At 71.9% G+C, this 18,106-nt stretch carries 16 protein-coding genes and 1 pseudogene; 4 read left to right on the forward strand and 13 right to left on the reverse strand.

The window, feature by feature from the left end; genetic code table 11:
* Positions 1–34: 34 nt before the first annotated feature.
* The 3 genes from AC0IY0_RS22355 to AC0IY0_RS22365 form a co-directional block, all read right to left on the reverse strand.
* Positions 35–781, reverse strand: a complete 747-nt coding sequence (locus tag AC0IY0_RS22355) for a DUF937 domain-containing protein (RefSeq protein WP_471765574.1) — start codon at positions 779–781, stop codon at positions 35–37.
* A 155-nt stretch (positions 782–936) separates the two neighbouring features.
* Positions 937–2,373, reverse strand: a complete 1,437-nt coding sequence (locus AC0IY0_RS22360) for an MATE family efflux transporter (RefSeq protein ID WP_471765576.1) — start codon at positions 2,371–2,373, stop codon at positions 937–939.
* A gap of 8 nt (positions 2,374–2,381) precedes the next feature.
* Positions 2,382–4,376, reverse strand: coding sequence for a monovalent cation:proton antiporter-2 (CPA2) family protein (locus AC0IY0_RS22365; protein ID WP_147908449.1), 1,995 nt, complete (start codon positions 4,374–4,376; stop codon positions 2,382–2,384).
* Positions 4,377–4,579: 203 nt separating this feature from the next.
* Between AC0IY0_RS22365 and AC0IY0_RS22370 the strand changes: the two genes are divergently transcribed.
* Positions 4,580–4,825, forward strand: coding sequence for a type II toxin-antitoxin system ParD family antitoxin (locus tag AC0IY0_RS22370; protein WP_471765577.1), 246 nt, complete (start codon positions 4,580–4,582; stop codon positions 4,823–4,825).
* 4 nt (positions 4,826–4,829) lie between these two features.
* A pseudogene (locus AC0IY0_RS22375) lies at positions 4,830–5,113 on the forward strand (type II toxin-antitoxin system RelE/ParE family toxin).
* A gap of 173 nt (positions 5,114–5,286) precedes the next feature.
* On the opposite strand, the gene AC0IY0_RS22380 reads toward AC0IY0_RS22375, so the two are convergent.
* On the reverse strand, positions 5,287–6,894 hold the full coding sequence (locus tag AC0IY0_RS22380) for a glucosamine inositolphosphorylceramide transferase family protein (protein ID WP_471765579.1): 1,608 nt from the start codon (positions 6,892–6,894) through the stop codon (positions 5,287–5,289).
* Between the two features lie 334 nt (positions 6,895–7,228).
* On the opposite strand from AC0IY0_RS22380, the gene AC0IY0_RS22385 reads away from it, so the two are divergent.
* Positions 7,229–7,528, forward strand: a complete 300-nt coding sequence (locus tag AC0IY0_RS22385; RefSeq protein ID WP_147899151.1) for a hypothetical protein — start codon at positions 7,229–7,231, stop codon at positions 7,526–7,528.
* A gap of 351 nt (positions 7,529–7,879) precedes the next feature.
* Here the strand turns inward: AC0IY0_RS22385 and AC0IY0_RS22390 are convergent, their stop codons facing one another.
* Positions 7,880–8,371 (reverse strand): RT0821/Lpp0805 family surface protein, encoded by a 492-nt coding sequence (locus tag AC0IY0_RS22390; protein ID WP_246692151.1) that lies wholly within the window; start codon positions 8,369–8,371, stop codon positions 7,880–7,882.
* Between the two features lie 93 nt (positions 8,372–8,464).
* Here AC0IY0_RS22390 and pdxH point away from each other — a divergent pair, with 93 nt between their 5' ends.
* On the forward strand, positions 8,465–9,106 hold the full coding sequence (gene pdxH / locus AC0IY0_RS22395) for a pyridoxamine 5'-phosphate oxidase (RefSeq protein ID WP_147908444.1): 642 nt from the start codon (positions 8,465–8,467) through the stop codon (positions 9,104–9,106).
* 199 nt (positions 9,107–9,305) lie between these two features.
* Here the strand turns inward: pdxH and AC0IY0_RS22400 are convergent, their stop codons facing one another.
* The 8 genes from AC0IY0_RS22400 to AC0IY0_RS22435 all read right to left on the reverse strand — a co-directional run bounded on the left by AC0IY0_RS22400 (position 9,306) and on the right by AC0IY0_RS22435 (position 18,055).
* Positions 9,306–9,995: a 50S ribosomal protein L25/general stress protein Ctc gene (locus AC0IY0_RS22400; protein ID WP_147908443.1), complete on the reverse strand. Its 690-nt coding sequence runs from the start codon at positions 9,993–9,995 to the stop codon at positions 9,306–9,308.
* A gap of 581 nt (positions 9,996–10,576) precedes the next feature.
* Positions 10,577–11,470, reverse strand: coding sequence for an ABC transporter permease (locus tag AC0IY0_RS22405; RefSeq protein ID WP_147856256.1), 894 nt, complete (start codon positions 11,468–11,470; stop codon positions 10,577–10,579).
* Positions 11,471–11,485: 15 nt separating this feature from the next.
* The gene (locus AC0IY0_RS22410; protein WP_471765580.1) at positions 11,486–12,394 is read right to left on the reverse strand and encodes an ABC transporter permease; all 909 of its coding nucleotides are present in this window, start codon (positions 12,392–12,394) and stop codon (positions 11,486–11,488) included.
* A 138-nt stretch (positions 12,395–12,532) separates the two neighbouring features.
* A complete protein-coding gene (locus AC0IY0_RS22415; RefSeq protein WP_147941866.1) occupies positions 12,533–13,795 on the reverse strand; it encodes an ABC transporter substrate-binding protein in 1,263 nt (420 codons plus the stop codon).
* 16 nt (positions 13,796–13,811) lie between these two features.
* Positions 13,812–14,807 (reverse strand): ABC transporter ATP-binding protein, encoded by a 996-nt coding sequence (locus AC0IY0_RS22420; protein ID WP_471765581.1) that lies wholly within the window; start codon positions 14,805–14,807, stop codon positions 13,812–13,814.
* Between the two features lie 48 nt (positions 14,808–14,855).
* Positions 14,856–16,283: a dihydropyrimidinase gene (gene hydA / locus AC0IY0_RS22425; RefSeq protein WP_147910394.1), complete on the reverse strand. Its 1,428-nt coding sequence runs from the start codon at positions 16,281–16,283 to the stop codon at positions 14,856–14,858.
* A gap of 207 nt (positions 16,284–16,490) precedes the next feature.
* Entirely contained in the window at positions 16,491–17,498 is a 1,008-nt protein-coding gene (locus AC0IY0_RS22430) for a GlxA family transcriptional regulator (protein ID WP_471765583.1), read from the reverse strand.
* A complete protein-coding gene (locus AC0IY0_RS22435; RefSeq protein WP_147910392.1) occupies positions 17,495–18,055 on the reverse strand; it encodes an isochorismatase family protein in 561 nt (186 codons plus the stop codon). The genes AC0IY0_RS22430 and AC0IY0_RS22435 overlap by 4 nt, the downstream gene beginning before the upstream one ends.
* Positions 18,056–18,106 lie beyond the last annotated feature (51 nt).

Raw genomic sequence — 18,106 nt, forward strand, 5'->3', positions numbered from 1 at the left:
CCGGGTCAACCGGCGCCGTATCGCCGCCCGTGCGTCAACCGGTCCCGCCCTCGGGGCCGCGGCCGCGCCGGGGCTTGGGCGGGGTAGGCTCGGGCTTCGGCGGGGCCGGAGCCGCGGGTTGTCCCGACGACGGCCAGAAGGTCTCGAACAGCTCCTGCATCGCCCGGATGTTGTTGCCCTGCACCTCGGCGCCGGTGCGCATCATCTGCTCGATCATCGCGGAGCCCGCCTCGCCGGCCTTTTCCCCGGCCGACTTGGGGACGGGCTTCGGCGGCGGGGCCGGGGCCGCGGTGGCGCCGGGCATGAACGCCTTGGCCATCTCGCCCCAGGCCGGGCCGAACGGGAACGGCACGGGGGGCGGGGGCGCGGCCGGCCGGGCCTGCGCGGGCTCGGCCTGCGGCGGGTTGAGCATGACGTGGACGATGCTCGTCACCACGGCGCCGGCCATCATCGGCAGCATCTGGCGCAGCACCTGGGCGCCGACGCCGCTGGTGGCGGAGGCTTGGCGCAGCACCGCCTGCATCAGCGGGGCCGAGCCGAACATCTGGGTGAGGGCTTCGAGGCCCTGGGGCGCGGCGGCGCGGGCGGCCTCGGGCATCCCGAACATCCGGGCGAAGCTGCTCGGGTCGAGGCCGGCGCCGCGCTGGAGCCCGAGGGTCAGGGCCGGCATCAAGGCCTCGAAGGCGCGGGCGGTCTGCTCGGGGCTCAGGCCGAATTGCTGGGCCATCGCCTGGATCCCGGCCTCGCCCTGGGCCTGGAACATCTCGAGCGGGTTGAACATGACGCCTCGTCCCCGTCCCGGTCGAACCGGCCGGGACGGGGCATGGTGACCGGTTGCGCGGCGAAATACCAGTTCCCGCGAGAGGAACTTGTGCTCAGATCGGCCCGCCCCGGACGATCGGGCGGTATTCCGCGCCGGACCGGGCGCCTCCGGGCTCAGCTCACCGGCCCGGGATGGGGGTGGCCGGCCGGCAGCGGCGGGGCGTTCTGCGCCGGCTGCGGCTGCGGCTGCGGCTGCGGCACGCGCCCGCCCCGCGCCTCCAGCCGGTCGACGGTGCGGCGGGCGAGCAGGATGCCGAGGATGCCGAAGACCAGCGAGCCGAGGCCCATCCCGGCGACCACCCCGCGCGGGCCGTAGAGCGCGGCGCCGAGCATCGCGGGCGGCACGGTGCCCAGCGTCGCGCGGCCCCAGTTCAGCACGGTCGAGCGGACCGGGAAGCCGAGGTTGTTGAACGCGGCGTTGCCGAGGAACAGCAGTCCGTTGAAGAACCAGATCGCCCCGCCGGCGAGGCAGAAGAAGCCGAACAGGTCGCGCGCCACGCCCTGCAGCCCGAACAGGGACGCCAGGGGCTCGCGGGCGAGCGCCAGCAGCAGCCAGACCACGGCCACGTAGACCAGCGTCACCCGGACCGCCTCGCGCAGCACCCCGCGCATCCGGTCGAACCGGCCCGCGCCCCAGTTCTGCGCCAGGATCGGGCCGATCGCCCCCGACAGGGCGAACAGGCCCCCGAAGGCCACCGGGGTCAGCCGGTCGATCACGGCGGCGGCCGCCACCGCGTCTGCCCCGTAGCCGGCAAAGAGCCGGGCCAGGAAGGCGCTCGCCACCGAGGGCGCGAGGTTGGTCAGCACCGCCGGCCCGGCGACCGCCGCCAGCACGGGCGCATCGGCGACCATGTCGGCCACCCGCGGCAGGCCGAGCAGATGGTGCCGCATGACCCCGCGCAGGCCCACCGCCACGAAGGTCGCCCGCGCCACGCAGACCGTGATCGCCGCGCCCTCGACGCCGAGGCCGGCGCCGAAGATCAGCAGCGGATCGAGCGCCGCGGTGACGATGGCGCCCGCCAGCGTCACCAGCATGGCCTGCCGGGCCGCGCCGACCGCCCGGAGCAGGCCGGTGAACAGCATGCCGGCGGCGAGCAGCAGGTTCGACGGGAGCGTGATGGCCAGGAACAGCCCCGCCACCCGCAGCGCCTCGCCGCGCGCGCCGATCAGGCTCAGCAGCGGGTCCGACAGGGCGAAGATCAGCGCCGCGATGACGGCCGCGGCCAGGCTCCCCAGCCCCAGCGCCGAGCTCGACAGGCGCCGTGCCGCCGCCCGGTCGCCCGCGCCCACCGCCTTGCCCACCAGCGCGCCGGCGGCGATCATCAGGCCGATATTCACCGCGGTGGCAAAGAACTGCACGATCGCCGCGAAGCCGATCGCCGCGGTGAGGTTCGGGTCGCCGAGCTTCGAGACGTAGAACAGCGACAGCAGGTCGACCACGAAGATTGCCATCAGCCCCACGGAGCCGGTGGCGGCCATCACGACCACGTGCCGGAGGATCGAGCCGCTGACGAACCGGCCCGCCGGGGCCGGGGGCAGGCCGTCAGGCATCGGGACGCTCACGCATCCCGGGCGCTGCCTTCCGATTCCAGCTCGGATTCCGGCTCGCCCTCGGTCTCACCCTCGCCGTCGGCTCCGGGCGCGTCGGGCTCCTGCGGGGCGAGGGCGGGCTTGTCGAGGACCCGCTCGGCCGCCTCGCGCCGGTCGTTGCCGATCAGGTCGCGGGTCTCGGTGCTCAAGGCGCGCGCCGGGCGGATCGGCTCGGTCAGCGGCTCGGGTTTCAGCCCCGCGGCGGCGCCGCGCATCCAGCCGGCGCCGTCCGGCAGGGCGCCCGCCTGCTGCAGCACCAGGCGGGCGATGTCGCGCTTGCGCACGTCCTCGGCCCGGGCCGCGGCCACCTCCGGGGACAGGCCGAGCCCCTCCAGCGCCGCCCGCCCGAACGCGAGGGCGGATTCCGCGGTCTCGCGGATCTGGAAGTCGACGTCCCGGTTCATCAGCTCGACGGCGTGCAGGCGGTCGTAGGCCCGCACGAAGGTGCGCACGCTGGCGAATTCCTCGTGCACGATGTCGACGATCTTGAGCGCCCCGGCGCGGTCGTCGACGCAGATGCAGACCAGCTCGACCCGGCCGATCCCGGCGGCGCGCAGCACGTCGAGCCGTGTGCCGTCGCCGTAATAGATCCGGAAGCCGAAGCGCGAGGCCGCGCGCAGCTGCTCCACGTCCTTGTCGATCACGGTGACCGGGATGCCCTCGGCGAGCAGCACCTGGGTCAGCACCTGACCGAACCGGCCGAAGCCGATCACCAGCACCCGGGCCTCGCCGCTCTCGGCCAGCTCCGCGGAGGGCTCCGACACGTCGGGCTGCCCGCGGGCGGTGCGGCGCTCGATCAGCTTGTCGAGTCCCTTGGCGGCGATCGGCCCGATCAGCATGGTGAGCGCGGCCAGCGCCACCGCGAACCGCGTCGCCGTCGGGCCGGTGAGCCCGAGATCCTCCGCCTGCGGCAGCAGCACGAACGCGAACTCGCCCGCCGGCGCCAGCACGGCCGCGCCGCGCAGCGCCCCGAGCGTGTCCGAGCCGAACAGCCGGAACAGGCCGGCGACCAGCGCGACCTTGACCAGGATCGCCCCCAGCGTCGCCCCGAACAGGGCCGGCCAGACCTCCCGCACCAGGCTGCCGTCGATCGACATGCCGACGCTCATGAAGAACAGGCCGAGCAGCATGCCGCGGAACGGCTCGATCTCGGCCTCGAGCTGGTGGCGGAAGTTTGATTCGGCGAGCAGGATGCCGGCCAGGAACGCGCCCATCGCCATCGACAGGCCGACCTGCTCCATCAGCAGCGCCGTGCCGAGCACCACCAGCAGCGCCGCCGCGGTCAGCACCTCGCGGGCGCCGCTGGCCGCCAGCAGCCGGAAGAACGGGTTCAGGCCGTAGCGGCCGACCAGCACCACCGCCAGGATCGCCGCCACCGCCTTGCCGGTGGACATCGCCGCCGCCCCGAGCCAGGGGCCGCCGGCCCCGCCGCCCGCCGTGGCCAAGAGCGGCATCAGCGCCAGGATGCCGACCACCGAGAGGTCCTGGAACAACAGCACCGCGAAGGCGCGGCCGCCATAGGCGCTGCCGAGGTCGCCCCGCTCCTCCAGGAGCTGCAGCGCCACCGCGGTGGCCGACAGGGCCAGCGCGATGCCGATCACCGTGGCCGCCCCGAGGCTGAGCCCGGCGGCCAGCCCGACGCCGCCGAGCACCAGCGCGCAGGCCACGAGCTGCGCCGCGCCGAGGCCGAAGATGTCCCGCCGCATCGAGACCAGCTGCGACAGGTGCAGCTCCAGCCCGACGATGAACAGCAGCAGCACCACGCCGATCTCGGCGACGCTCGCCGCGGTTTCGGGCTCGGCGATCAGCGACAGGCCGGACGGGCCGATCAGCACGCCGGCGACCAGGTAGCCGAGCACCGCGCTCTGGCCGATCAGCCGGAACACCGGCACGCCGATCACCGCGGCCGCCAGGAAGGTCAGGACCGGCGGCAGGAAGCTCGCATGTTCGACGGGACTCGCCATGCAGGTCTTCTCGGCGGATGGCTTCGGGTTCGTGGGCGCAGGCCCGGCTTAGCGTGCGCGGCGCCGCGATGCGAGATGCGCGAGGGTGCCAATCGGCACAAGCGGGCTTTTCGGTCGGCGGGGATGCGGGCTCATGAGGGGCCGTCCGGTACCCTGCGCGTTCGATACCAAAATATGGTATCCTCTGGTATCAGGGGGCTGCCATGGCGAAGAACACATCCGTCTCGCTCGGGGACCATTTTGCCGGGTTCATCGATCGTCAGGTCACCGACGGGCGCTACGGATCGGCCAGTGAGGTCGTCCGCGCGGGTCTGCGCCTGCTCGAAGAGCATGAGATGAAGGTCACCGCACTTCAAGCAGCCCTTATCGCCGGGGAAGAGTCCGGTCCCGCGGCGGAGCTGGACAGTCCCGCGTTCCTGCAGGCGATGCGGGCCAAGTCTGAGCGCTAGAGCCGTGCACGGTTCACCCCCCCGCGCCCGCGCCGACTTGGAAGAAATCTGGCGCTCCACGTTCGGCCGGTGGTCACCGGACCAAGCCGATCGCTACCATCAGGGGATCGTGGACGTGGCCGACGAACTTGCCACCGGCGCGAAGGCCGGCTGCACCGTCGAGATCCGCGCCGGCTATCGCAATACGCGGTCGGATCGCATGTCATAGTCTACCGGCAGACAGGTGCCGGGATCGATGTCATCCGCATCCTGCATCGGCGCATGGATGTGCCGTCCGGCCTATCCTGACGCGGCTTGATCGCGACCAGCTGAGAGTTTCGACCTTCGTCAGTCGAGGGCGCGCACGGCGTTCAGTCGCTGTGTTCAAGAGCGTCATCGCGGGCCAGCGCGTGGCTCTGCTGGAAGCGTTGCTCGGGTCCGGCAGCGCGCGGTCGATCCGGGCGCTGGCGACGTGGCCCTGATCACCCCAGCAGCCGCGCCCGGGCCCGGCGCGAGCCGTCGATGAACTCGAAGCCGCCGGCCGCGCTCAGCATGTGCAGGCGCGAGCCGGGCCAGGCCGCCCCGGGGCCGAGGCGCGTCTCCACGCGCTGCTCGTAGCCGTCCCCGTCGAGGCGCAGGATCCGGGCGAGGCCGAGCGCCGCGCCGTAGCCCTGGCGGCAATCCTGCACCGGCCGGATCAGGGCGCCGTCGCGGGCCACGATCGGTCCCGCCGCCCGGGCCGAGCCGACATCGATCAGCACGGGGTTGCGCGGGTGCGGCGTCCAGGGGCCGCGGAAATGCGGCGCGTGCCAGAGGTGGAGGGTGTCGGAATAGCTCCCCCCGCCCGCCCGGACCGTGGCGAACATCCACCACCGCCCCTCGTGGTGCAGCAGCGTGGCGTCGCCCGCCACCACGTGGTCGACCAGCACCGCCTCGTGCACCCAGCCCCCCGGGAAGGCGGTCGCCCGATAGAGGTCGATCGTGCCCGAGGCGTGGGATTCCGGGATCATCCAGACCGCCCCGTCCGCCTCGAACACGAACGGGTAGGACAGGTGGGTGTCGAGCTCCAGAACCGGCTCCGGACGGCCGCGCGGCCCGGACGCGTCGAAGCTCAGGGCCGAGATCACGCCCTTGCCGCGGCGATAGTCGAATTCCTCGACGAACAGGGTGACCGACCCGCCATGCGCGATCGCGAACGGGTCGGCGTAGAAGCGCCGCCCGTCGTCGGGCAGGTCGGTCCAGCCGCCCTCGGGGTGGCGGCGCAGATCGATCAGGTCCGGGCCGACGACGCGGCGCCAGCCGACCCGCCATTGCGGGCGGTGGAAGCAGAGCGCGTAGAGCCGGCGGGCGATCTGCCGGGCCAGGCCGCCGGCGGCGCGCCGGCTGACGCCGAGGCCGTCGAGGTCGAAGCGCGACGCCGGTTGCAGCGCCGCCCCGGACCCGTCCGGCAGGTGCGTCGAGGCGGCGCCGTCCAGGGCGGCGGCGATCAGCGTGATGGTCCGGGCGAGGTAATCCTCGAACGCGGCCAGCATCACCGTGTGGGATTCCGCGCCGAGGCGCCCGACCGCCACCGGGGCACCGTCCGGACCGCGCAGGGCCGCCACCGGCGCGTTGCCGGCGAACAGGGCGGCGAGCAGCCCGGCCTCGCCCGGCATCCCGTCGAAATCGAGCCGCCAGACCGGGGGGGCGGTGCCGGCGGGATCGTCCGGCCCGCCCGAGAGGTCGAGGACGAGGTCGGAGTCCTCCGCCGGGGCGTCCGCCCCGTAGGCGGCCAGCGCCACCGGCTCGGCCGGCGTGGCCAGGCCCGGCCGGGGCAGGCCGTGGATCGCCGCCTCCAGGCGGAACAGCAACTCGGCATTGGGCGGCAGCCCGTGCTCGCCCGCGACCCAGGCGACCCGGACGCGCCGGCCAAGACCCTGTCCGAGCTGGTCGAGGAGGCGGATGTGCCAGCCGCGCAGGGTCCGGCGGTCGAGCCGCACGGCGATCCGCAGCAGGACCGGGCGCGGGGCGACCGCCCGGGGCTCCGGCCAGACCGGCCCGCGGCCGACCCCGGCGGCCGGCCCGTCGGCGCCTCCGATCGCCCGCTCCATCAGACGCACCCGCGCGGCGTGTCGAATCCCGTAGCGACGCTCACCGCGAATCCAGTTCCCGAACAAGCGCGAAGACAGCCGACGATATGGTTGTCGCACGCACGAATGCTATCGCTCCGTAGCACGATCAAACAAGTCTCGTCGCAGGTTCTCCGCGCTAAGCGGTTAATCCGCGCGGAGTCTGTTGATGAACGCGGGAGCCTGCCTCGAACGCATCGCGATAACCCACCGTTACGCAGCCGTGATACCATGCCGCGCGGCGATCCAGGCCCGCCTCGGGAACTCGCGGATCGGCTGAACGGTTCGACCGTTGGATGTGATGCGGAGACACGACATGACGCGCAAGACGCTGACGATGCCGCTGGCGGCGGCTCTGCTCATCGGCCTCCCGAGCGCGGCCTTCGCCTGGGGCGGCGGTGGTGGTGGCGGTGGCGACAGCGGCAGCGGCCTCTCGCCCTACGCGGCGCTGAGCGGCAACGACCGCTCCGCCGGGGTCAACAACGGCAATTACCGCGACCCCGCCCTGGACCCGTATATCCGCGCCTACGATCCGGAGGCCGCCGCCCGCGCCGCCACCCCGCCGGCCGCCCAGCCGCGCCTGCGCATGCGGCCGTATTACGGCTACCCGTACTGAGGACGGGTTCGGCCCACGGGCCGATCGAGCCGTTTTCGGCGATCGTACGGGTCCGTAGCGCCTCCCCAGGCCGCGACGGGCCCATTATCCGATGGGGTAGTCCTGCGCCCGTGCAGGAGAGGGGCTTCGCAGACCCTGGACGAAGCGCGGGTTCTCTTCTCCCCGCGCACCTCCCCGCGCACCGAGCGAGGGGATGCGTATTGGCACCCGCTCGCTGAAAGCGTCGCTCTTAGGTGTACGGACGCCCCGAACGCGATGCGGGAACGTCAAAGCCCGCACGGGACATGCGGGATCGACGCTGCCGGTTGCACGGCCCCGCTCCCGTCCGACGTCAGGAGCGACGCGCGCGCATCAGGATCGCTCCGATGCGGCGGACCGGACCCGCTTGAGCGTCCAATGGCCGCCGGACGGCTTGCAGCCGGTGCCGCGCACGAAGCGGCTGCGGCCCGGGCCGATGACCGAGGCCAGGAAGTTGCGGCAGATCAGGTCGTCGGCCACGTAAGGCAAGCCGGTCGGGTTGACCGCGCCGTGCAGCCCGGTCTCCGGGTTGTCCCACTTCACCGGCCGGCCGTTACCCTGCGGATCGAGGGCGACCGACAGCGCCGCCCGGGCGCGCCGCCAATCCTCCTCGCCGAGGTCGCTGCCGAAGCTCGCGGGCCGTTTCTCGATGCTGCCGGTGACCACGGGCTCCTCGGCCACGGGCGGGTTCGCCGCAGCGGGCTCGCCGCGGAACACCAGCAGCGGCTGGCTGCAGCTGCACAGGAGCATCGCCAGCGAAACGGCCGTCATCGCCACAGGGGCGCGCAACCGTCGGCTTGGCTCTTTACACGCGCATCGCCGCATTACACCTGACTCACGACGGGCTATCCGCTCGACCGAACATGCCGATGTCGGTGGCCCCCTCAGGCCCTGGACGCGGCAGGCAGGAGTCTTGCCGTGGATCAGTTAAGGACCGATGACCCGAGCGCCGGCGCGGTTGCCCCGACCTCGGACTTTACCCTCAGCGACGACCCCGTCGCGCTGTTCGACGCCTGGATGCGCGAGGCCCAGGCCGCCGAGCCGGAGGATCCGAACGCCATGGCGCTGGCCACCGCGGGGTCGGACGGGCTTCCCGACGTGCGCATGGTGCTGCTGAAGGGCTTCGATGCGCACGGTTTCGTGTTCTACACCAACCTCCAATCCGCCAAGGGCGAGGAGCTGGCGCAGAACCCGCAGGCCGCCCTGGTCCTGCACTGGAAGAGCCTGCGCCGGCAGGTCCGCGCCCGGGGGCCGGTCTCGCCGGTGACGCCGGAGGAGGCCGACGCCTATTTCGAGAGCCGCCGCCGGGAGAGCCGTCTCGGCGCCATCGCCAGCCGGCAATCGCGCCCGCTCGTCGACCGCGCCACGCTGATGGCCGAGGTGCAGGATCTCGCCGCCCGCTACGAGGACGGCCCGATCCCCCGGCCCGAGCACTGGACCGGCTTCCGCATCGCCCCGGTGTCGCTCGAGTTCTGGCAGAACGGCGATTACCGCCTGCACGACCGGGTCCGCTTCACCCGGACCGGCGACGGCTGGAGCCGGTCGCGGCTGTATCCGTAGAAAAAGTCCCGGTTTCAAAAGGTCGAGACCCTTTGCGGGCCCAGGGGAGAGCCCTGGCATCTCGAGGGCTCCGCCTCCGAACCCCGCCCAAAGGGTCGACCCCTTCGGGAACCCTGGATCTGGCGGTGCGCTTCCCCGGAAACGAAGAGAGCCCCGGCGGGGACCGGGGCTCTCGACGCGACGCGGGATGCGACGAGGCTCAGGCCTCCTCGCCGTCCTTCTTCTCTTCGTCCTCGGCAGCGGCCTCTTCGGCCTTCTCCTCGGCGGCCTCGGCCGACTGCGCCTCGGCGATCGCGGCCTCCTCGGCCTCGACCTCGGCGCCCAGCACGGTCGGCGGCACGATGTTGGCGACCGGATCGGTCGGCTCGCCGGTATGCGTGCCGGCCGGGATCTTGACGTCGGAGACGTGGATCACGTCGCCGATCTGGCGGCCGGTCAGGTCGACCTCGATCGCGTCCGGGATCTGGTCGGGGGCGACCTCGAGGGTCAGGGTGTGGGCGACGATGTTGAGGGTGCCGCCGAGCTTCTTGATGCCGGGGGCCGCGTCCTCGTTGACGAAGTGCACCGGCACCTCGACGGTCACGGTCTGACCGGAGACGACGCGCAGGAAGTCGACGTGCAGCGGGACGCCGGAGACCGGGTCGAGCTGGAAGTCGCGCGGGATCGCCCGGACGGTCTTGCCGCCGGCCTTGATCTCGAACAGCGTGGTCTTGAACCCGCCGGCATAGATCAGGGTCCGCGCGCGGACGAGGTCGATGGCGATGGATTGCGGCGGCTGGCCGCCTCCGTACACGACGGCGGGAACTTGACCCTGGCGACGAACGGCCCGGGCGGCCCCCTTGCCGACCCGGTCGCGTGCCACGGCCTCAAGCGTCTTGACTGCGCTCATGGCGTGATCCTTCAAATGATGGCTGGACCCGGAAAACGAAAAAGCCGCCCGACGCGGACGGCTGTGACCTTCCCGGTGCGCCCCTGCCTCCAAGGGTGTCGGAGGGCGCGCGGTGCGCATACACGGATGGGGGCGGATTGGCAATGTTCGGTGCGCTGTCGCTCGCACCTCAGCAGCATCGCGGGTCGACATGCCCGAGGCCGATTGCCGGCCCGGCCGGCGATTCCTGCCGTTGAAGTCTTCGCCGCGTTGCGCGCCCACCACGCCGAGCGGATGAACGCTGCCAAGCTTGACGCGTGATGGTCGCAGATTCCGGCTCCACGGAAACTGACTCGCAGAGCGTTGCCATGCGGGCGTCGCCCCTTGTCCCGAGCGCATGCGGCGTCAGCGGAATGGGACCCAGCACAGGACGACGCGAGGCGTCCCTTCGCGGCAACGCCGCGTCTCGATGGTGCCGCTTGCGCGGCGCATGGCCTGCGAGGTCCCGGATCGCCGTCCACTGACGTTCCAGGCGTCCGGGCCAGGCGTCCGGGAAAGGGCCGCGCCTCAACCGGCAACAGACTGCCCGTCCAACCGCCCCCTTACGGCCGCAGCCCCGCGAGCGCCCGCCGGGCCCGGCGCCGCTGCAGCCACACGGTCAGGCCGAGCGCGGTGCCGATCACCAGGGCGGAGAACGCCGTCGTGGTGGTGCCGAGCGCGTAGATCTCCGGGGTCGTCACCGTGGTGGTGAGGCCCTGCAGCTCCAGCGGCAGGGTGTTGCGGCCGCCGATCGCCTGGCTGGTGCGAGCGAGCTCGTCGAACGACAGGGTGAAGCCGAACAGCGCGACGCCGACCAGGGCCGGGGCCAGGATCGGCACCACCACGTGCCGCAGGGTCTGTGCCCCGGTGGCGCCGAGGTCGCGGGCGGCCTCCTCGTAGGCGGGGCTGAACCGGTTGAACACCGCGAACATGATCAGCAGCCCGAAGGGCAGCGTCCAGGTCAGGTGCGCCCCCAGTGCCGACGTGAAGAGGCCCATGAACGTGCCGTGGTCCTGCAGGAATCCCCAGCCCGTGGCCTCGGCCAGCGCCTTGACCGCGTCGTCCAGCAGCCGGAACTCCAGACCGATCCCGAGGGAGACCACGATCGAGGGCACGATCAGGCTCGACACCGCCAGGGCGAAGACCAGGCCGGCGCCGGCGAACCCCTTGCGGAAGGCGAGGCCGGCGTAGAACGCGAGGGTGACGGTGAGCGCCATCACCACCAGCCCGAGCATCAGCGAGCGCCGCAGCGCCGCCCAGATGTCGACGACGCCGACCCCCTCCCACAGCTTGGCGAACCAGTGGGTCGAGACCCCGTTCATCGGGAAGGTCAGGCCGCCGGACGGGCCCTGGAAGCTCAGGGTGAGGATCGTCAGGGTCGGCCCGTACAGGAACAGAACGTAGAGGCAGAAAATCCCGGCGAGCCCGTAGAAGGCGAAGCCGCGCGGCCGGTCCATCCTACAGCTCCATCCTCAGAGTTCCCTGCGCAGGTCGATCATCCGGGTGAGCCCCAGGATCATCAGCAGCACGGCGGCGAGCAGCACCACCGCGTTGGCGGCGGCGGCCGGGAACTGCAGGTAGGCCATCTGCACCTGGATCACCTTGCCGACGCTGGCGATCTGCTGGCCGCCCATCATGCCGACCGTGACGAAGTCGCCCATCACGAGCGTGACCACGAAGATCGACCCGATGGCGATGCCGGGCTTGGTCAGCGGCAGCACCACGTTCCACAGGGTCTGGAACCCGGACGCGCCGCAATCCCGCGCCGCCTCGATCAGCGACCGGTCGATCCGGGCCAGGCTGTTGAAGATCGGCACGATCATGAACACCGTGTCGAGGTGCACGAAGGCCAGCACCACCGCGAAGTCGGAATAGAGCAGGCCCTCGATCGGCGCCCTGATCAGCCCGAGGCTGCGGAGCGTGTCGTTGACCAGGCCGTTGCGCCCGAGCAGCGGGATCCACGAGATCATGCGGATCACGTTCGAGGTCCAGAACGGGATCGTGCAGAGCAGGAAGAGGCCCATCCGCACCGTGTCCGAGCGGACGTGGAAGGCCAGGAAGTAGGCGATGGAGAAGCCCAGCGGCAGGGTGATCGCCAGCGTCAGGGCGACGAATTTCAGCGTCGAGAGATAGGTCCGGATCGTGGTGCAGAGGTCGGCCGACAGGCAGCCGTCGAACAGGTCGGCGTAGTTCTGCAGGGTCAGCGCCGGGGTGATCGCGTACTCGTTGTACTCCCAGAACGACACCACGGCGGTGAGCAGCAGCGGCACCACCAGGAAGACCAGGAACACCAGGGCCAGCGGCGCCGCCTGGAGGTAGGCGAGGCTGCGGCGCCGGGCCCGGGGGGCGGCCGCGACCGGTGCGACGGTTCTGGGTTTCACGCCCGTCGCGACTTTTCCGGATACGGCGCTCCCCTCTCCCGACCCGCTTCGCGGGCCACCCTCCCCCGCAGAGGGGGGAGGGGACCGGCTCTCGGGCAAGCCCGAGAGCTGGGGCGGAGAAGGGGCCAGGCACGGCGCTCACGCGGCGATGAACTCGTTCCACTTGCGCACCATGTAGGTGTTCTCGTCCATCACGGCGTTCCAGCAGGCGACCGAGCCCATGCGCTGGTCGAAGGAGCCGCCGTCGCGTGTGGCGCCGGCCTTCTCGATCAGGGTGCCGTCCGGGCCCAGGATGTCCTTCTCGGCGGGCTTGCCCTCCATCCAGAACGCCCACTCGTAGGGCTGCATGTTCGCCTGCGCGGTCTCGAGCACCGCGGAATAATAGCCCTGGCGGTTGAGGTAGGCCCCGGCCCAGCCGGACAGGAACCAGTTGATGAACGCGTAGGCGGCGTCGAGCTTGCGGCCGCTCAGGGTCTTCGGGATGCCGAAGCCCTGGGCCCAGGCGCGGTAGCCTTCCTTGAGCGGCTGGTAGGTGCAGGGCACCCCTTGCGCCCGCACCTTGGTCACGGCGGGCGACCACATCGACTGGATCACCGTCTCGCCGGACGCCATCAGGTTCACGGATTCGTTGAAGTCCTGCCAGAAGGCCCGGAACTGGCCGGCGCGCTTGGCCTCGATCAGCACCTTGATGGTGCGGTCGATCTCGGGCTTCGTCATGTTGCCCTTGTCGCCGTAGGTGTAGTCGCCGGTGGCCTCCACCACCATGGCGGCGTCCATGATGCCGATGGAGGGGATGTTCAGGATCGACGCCTTGCCCTTGAACTCGGGGTTGAGCAGATCCTTCCAGCTCTCCACCGGCCGCTTGATCAGGTCGGGCCGGATGCCCAGCGTGTCGGCGTTGTAGGTGGTCGGGATCAGGGTCAGCCACTCGGTCGGCGCGGACGCGAAGGTCTTGGCGGCCTGACCCTCGAGGTAGAACACCTTCTTGGGCGCGGTGCCCTGGTCGCCGATCCGCTTGCCGGCCACCTCGCCCTTGGTGAACACCGAAGAGATCTTGTCGGCGAGTGCGATCCGCCTGGCGTCCAGGCCGCCCAGGTTGCCCGACGGGATGATCTTCTTGAGGCTGAAATACTCGGTGTCGACCAGGTCGAACGAGTTCGGCTGGGTGACCACCCGCTTGGTCACCTCGTCGGTCACCACCGGGATGTACTCGAGGGTGATACCCAGATCCTCCTTCACCTTCCGGGCGATGTCCGCCGACTGGCTCACCGCGGTGCCGAGGTAGCGCAGAGTCACGGGCTCGGCCGCGTGCACGGCCGGGAAGCCGGTCACCGGCGTCGCCGCCAGGGCCGCGGCGCCTTTCAGGAGCGTGCGCCGGCTCGGCTTCGAGAACGGATCCATGGTCGTCTCCAAAGGTCTACGCGTCGAGGCGGTGGGCTGCGGCTTCGTCCCAGCCGACCGGGACCGTGTCGCCCGGCCGGAGCGGGCGGGCCGCGAAGGCGGCATCGCTGAGCACGGCGGTCAGGGCAGCCGAGTTGTCGGGCGCCCGCTCCAGCCCTTCCGCGTCGAGCCCGACATGGACGCTGGTGCCCTGGTACTCGACCGCGACCACCCGGGCCGGCAGGGCCTCCGGGCCGGCCTCGGCGCCCAGCCGCATCCGGTCGGCCCGCACGGCGATCATCCCGTCCGGCAGGCGGATCACGTTGTGGCCGCCGATGAACCGGGCCACGAAGGCGGTGGCCGGCCGCTCGAACACGGTGCGCGGGTCGGCGGCCTGCTCGATCCGGCCGGCATTCATCACCACCACAAGGTCGGAGAGCGCCATCGCCTCCTCCTGGCTGTGGGTGACGTGGATGAAGGTGAGCCCGAGCTCCGTCTGGATCCGCTTCAGCTCGACCCGCATCCGCACCCGCAGGAACGGGTCCAGCGCCGAGAGCGGCTCGTCCAGCAGCAGCACCTTCGGGCCGGTGACGAGCGCGCGGGCGAGCGCCACGCGCTGCTGCTGCCCCCCCGAGAGCTGGGCCGGCAGGCGCCCGGCGAGGTGGCCCATCTGCACGAGGTCGAGCATCGCCATCGCCTTGGCCCGGCGCTCGGCCTTGCTGACGCCGCGCATGCGCAGGCTGAAGGCGACGTTGTCCCGCGCGTCGAGATGCGGGAACAGGGCGTAGCTCTGGAACATCATGGCGGTGCCGCGCTCGGCCGGCGTCGCGTCGCCCACGGCTTTCGGGCCGATCACCACGTCGCCGGCGCTCGCGCGCTCGTGGCCGCCGATCATCCGCAGCGTCGTGGTCTTGCCGCAGCCGGAGGGCCCGAGCAGGCAGCAATAGGCCCCGGACGGCACCTTCAGGTCGATGGCGTCGACCGCGGTGGCCGCGCCGTAGCGCTTGGTCAGGCCGATCAGCTCGACATTCATGCGAAGCTCCCCCGGAGACGGCACGCAAGCGGCGGGCCAGCGTCGCCGTCACGCACCCCGCCGCTCGGCCGGATCGACCGCCCGGTCGAGCACCCGGCCGCGGCCCGGCTCGGACAGGACCTTGCCGTCCTCGGCGATCACCTGGCCGCCCGCGATCGTCATCACGGGCCAGCCCGTGACCGCAAAGCCCTCCCAGGGGGTGTAGTCGGAGCCGTGGTGCAGGATCTCCTGGCGGATCGTCTCGCGCTTGTTCGGGTCCCACAGGGTGAGGTCCGCGTCGAAGCCCGGGGCGATCGAGCCCTTGCGCGGATACAGGCCGTACAGCTTGGCGTGGTTCGTGGCGGTGAGCGCGACGAACTGGTTGAGGCTGATCCGCCCCTTCGAGACGCCTTCGGAGAAGAACACCGGCAGCCTTGTCTCGACCCCCGGGATGCCGTTCGGGATCCAGCGGAACGAGGATCTGCCGCGCGGGTTCAGCTTGCCCTGTGGATCGTCGTAGCGAAACGGCGAGTGGTCGGAGGAGACCACGTCGAAGATCCCGCGCCGGATGCCGGACCAGACCGCCTCCTGGCTGGCCTCGTCCCGCGGCGGCGGCGAGCAGACGTACTTCGCGCCCGCCATCGGGTCGTCGAGCCCGAGCCCCTTCATGTGCTCGGCCGTCAGCGTCAGGTATTGCGGGCAGGTCTCGGCCCGGATCTTCAGCCCGCGCGCCTGCGCCCAGGCGATCTGCTCGGTGGCCTCGCGGCCGGAGACGTGGACGATCACGATCGGCAGGTCGATCAGCTCGGCATGACTGATCGCCCGGTGCGCCGCCTCGCGCTCGACCACCTCGGGCCGGGACAGGGCGTGGCCGTAGGGCGCCGTCTCGCCCGCCCGCTCCAGCCGGTCGCTGAGATAGCGGATCGCGTCGTAGCCCTCGGCGTGGACCATCACCCGGGCGCCCTGCCGCCGCGCGACGTGGAACACGTCCAGCAGCTGGCGGTCGTTCAGGACTAGGTCGTCGTAGGTCATGAACACCTTGAACGAGGTGTAGCCGTCGGCCACCAGCGCCGGCAGCTCCTGGCCGAGCACCGCCTCGCTCGGGTCCGAGACGATCATGTGGATCGCCACATCGACGTGGCACTGGCCCTCGGCCTTGGCCCGGTAGGCATCCACCGCGCCGCGCAGCGATCCGCCCCGGGGCTGGACCGCGAACGGCATCACGCAGGTGTTGCCCCCGGCCGCCGCCGCCCGGGTCGCGCTGGCGAAATCGTCCGCCATGACGATGCCGGGGCCGGGATCCTGGGCGATGTGGACGTGGCTGTCGATGCCGCCGGGCAGGACCAGCAGCCCGGAGGCGTCGATCACCCGGGCGGCGTCGGCAATGCCCTCGGCCACAGCCACGATCCGCCCGCCGCGCACGCCGACATCCGCCCGCACCGTGTCGCTCGCCGTGACCACGGTGCCGCCGCGGATCGCCAGGTCGAATTCGGGCATGACGCGCTCTCCTCCGCGCCCGCAGGCGCCTGTCGGGACGGGCGGATGCATCGTCCGCGCCGATTCGGGCGACGCGAGGAGGGCACAGCCGTCCGGCGGGGTCCAGAGTGCCCAAGTCATGGGTTCCCGAAGGGCGCAGCCCTTTGGCAGGGGTTCGGGGGCGGAGCCCCTGAGGCACCCAGGGCTCCGCCCTGGACCCGCGAAAGGTCACGGACCTTTCGAAACCGGGATTTTGGCTCTGAGGCTCGAGGGGGCGGCCGCGTGGAACCGGCCCCACACCCGCCGCATATGCCGGGCGGAGCCAAAACCCGCGCGGTCGGCGACCTGCTCCAGGGCGAGGTCGGTCTGGGCGATCAGGTCCCGAGCGAGCGCGATCCGGGCGCGGTTGACCGCGTCGGTCACGGTCATGCCGGCATGGAGCCGGAACAGGCGGGCGAGGTTGCGCGGGCTCGCCCCGGCGAGGCGGCTCAAGATCTCGGGGGACCAGTCACGCGCCGGCTCGGCCGCGATCGCGTCCTGGGCGCGGTGCACCACCGGATGCAGGTGGCTGCGGCCTTCCAGCCAGGGCGAGAGCTGCGGGTCGTCGGGCCCGCGGCGCATGTAGACGACCAGGGTCCGGGCCGCCGCCAGCGCCGCGGCGGGGCCGGCCCAGTCGGCGACGAGGTGGAGCATCAGGTCGACGCCCGCGGTGACGCCGGCGCTGCTGAACCGGTCCCGGTCCTGCACGAACAGCCGGTTCTCCAGCACCCGCGCCCGGGGCGCCAGGGCGGCGAGCCGCGCGCAGCTCGCGTGATGGGTGGTGCAGGCATAGCCGTCGAACAGCCCGGCCCGGGCGGCCATCAGCGTGCCCTCGCAGACCGTCACCAGGGTGTGGCCCGGCCGGATCGCGCCGCGCAGCCAGTCGACGATGCGCGCCTCGGCGGCCGCGTCGTCCGGATCGGCTGCGCGGCCGAGCACCCGGGACGACGCGCCGGGCAGGAGCACCACGGTGCCGGGCGCGACCGCCTCCGGCAGCGGCTCGGCGCCGCTCAGGGCCAGCCCGATCGAGCAGCGGGTGTACGGATCCGGCGCCACGTAGCGGACCGCGAAGGCGACCCGCTCCTGCACCGCCCCGGCGATCCGCAGCACCTCGACCGGGCCGGCGAGATCGAGCAGCAGGGTGCGCGGCGGCAGGACCACCAGGACCGGGATGCTGCGCCGCGCCGCCTCGCTCATGCGGCGACCGGCAGGTCCCGGCCGGCGAGCGCCTGCGCCACCGTGGCGATGCGGGCGAAGCGGTCCACCAGGACCAGCTCGGTGCGGGCCTTGATGTCGTCCGGGCTGAAGCTGCGGCCGTCAGGATGGGTCATCGCGAAGGTCAGCGTCGCCTCGGTGACGTAATCCACCTGCAAGCCGCTGTCGGAGGCGTGGCGGGTGGTGGTCTCGCAGCATTGCTCGGTGCGGATCCCGGACACGATCAGGCGGCGGATGCCGCGCTGCGTCAGCCAGCCCGCGAGACCCGTATCGACCAGCGCGCTGTGCCGGCGCTTGTGGAACATGGCCGCCGGCGCGATCACGATGGGCTCGAGGGTGCGGACATGGCCGGACTCGACCGCAAACGGACCCGTCTCCGCGACGTGGAACACCTGCAGCACCGGAATGCGGCGCGCCGCCGCGCCGTCGATCAGCGCCTGGAGGCGTTCGGTGAACAGCGGCACGTCCGCCTCGCTCCAGAACGGCCGGTGACGGAAGGATTCCTGGACGTCGATGACCAGCAACGCAACATCGGACATTTCGTGTCTCCCACGCGGTGAAGCGAGCGGCAGGATCGCCCTCTTGCGAAA

The sequence above is a fragment of the Methylobacterium sp. AC315 genome, from assembly GCF_979253755.1.

Coding starts and splice junctions, on each gene's coding strand:
- AC0IY0_RS22355 (WP_471765574.1), bottom strand. CDS start 781: ATGTTCAACCCGCTCGAGATGTTCCAGGCCCAGGGCGAGGCCGGGATC.
- AC0IY0_RS22360 (WP_471765576.1), bottom strand. CDS start 2,373: ATGCCTGACGGCCTGCCCCCGGCCCCGGCGGGCCGGTTCGTCAGCGGC.
- AC0IY0_RS22365 (WP_147908449.1), bottom strand. CDS start 4,376: ATGGCGAGTCCCGTCGAACATGCGAGCTTCCTGCCGCCGGTCCTGACC.
- AC0IY0_RS22370 (WP_471765577.1), top strand. CDS start 4,580: ATGGCGAAGAACACATCCGTCTCGCTCGGGGACCATTTTGCCGGGTTC.
- AC0IY0_RS22380 (WP_471765579.1), bottom strand. CDS start 6,894: ATGGAGCGGGCGATCGGAGGCGCCGACGGGCCGGCCGCCGGGGTCGGC.
- AC0IY0_RS22385 (WP_147899151.1), top strand. CDS start 7,229: ATGACGCGCAAGACGCTGACGATGCCGCTGGCGGCGGCTCTGCTCATC.
- AC0IY0_RS22390 (WP_246692151.1), bottom strand. CDS start 8,371: ATGCGGCGATGCGCGTGTAAAGAGCCAAGCCGACGGTTGCGCGCCCCT.
- AC0IY0_RS22400 (WP_147908443.1), bottom strand. CDS start 9,995: ATGAGCGCAGTCAAGACGCTTGAGGCCGTGGCACGCGACCGGGTCGGC.
- AC0IY0_RS22405 (WP_147856256.1), bottom strand. CDS start 11,470: ATGGACCGGCCGCGCGGCTTCGCCTTCTACGGGCTCGCCGGGATTTTC.
- AC0IY0_RS22415 (WP_147941866.1), bottom strand. CDS start 13,795: ATGGATCCGTTCTCGAAGCCGAGCCGGCGCACGCTCCTGAAAGGCGCC.
- AC0IY0_RS22420 (WP_471765581.1), bottom strand. CDS start 14,807: ATGAATGTCGAGCTGATCGGCCTGACCAAGCGCTACGGCGCGGCCACC.
- hydA (WP_147910394.1), bottom strand. CDS start 16,283: ATGCCCGAATTCGACCTGGCGATCCGCGGCGGCACCGTGGTCACGGCG.
- AC0IY0_RS22430 (WP_471765583.1), bottom strand. CDS start 17,498: ATGAGCGAGGCGGCGCGGCGCAGCATCCCGGTCCTGGTGGTCCTGCCG.
- AC0IY0_RS22435 (WP_147910392.1), bottom strand. CDS start 18,055: ATGTCCGATGTTGCGTTGCTGGTCATCGACGTCCAGGAATCCTTCCGT.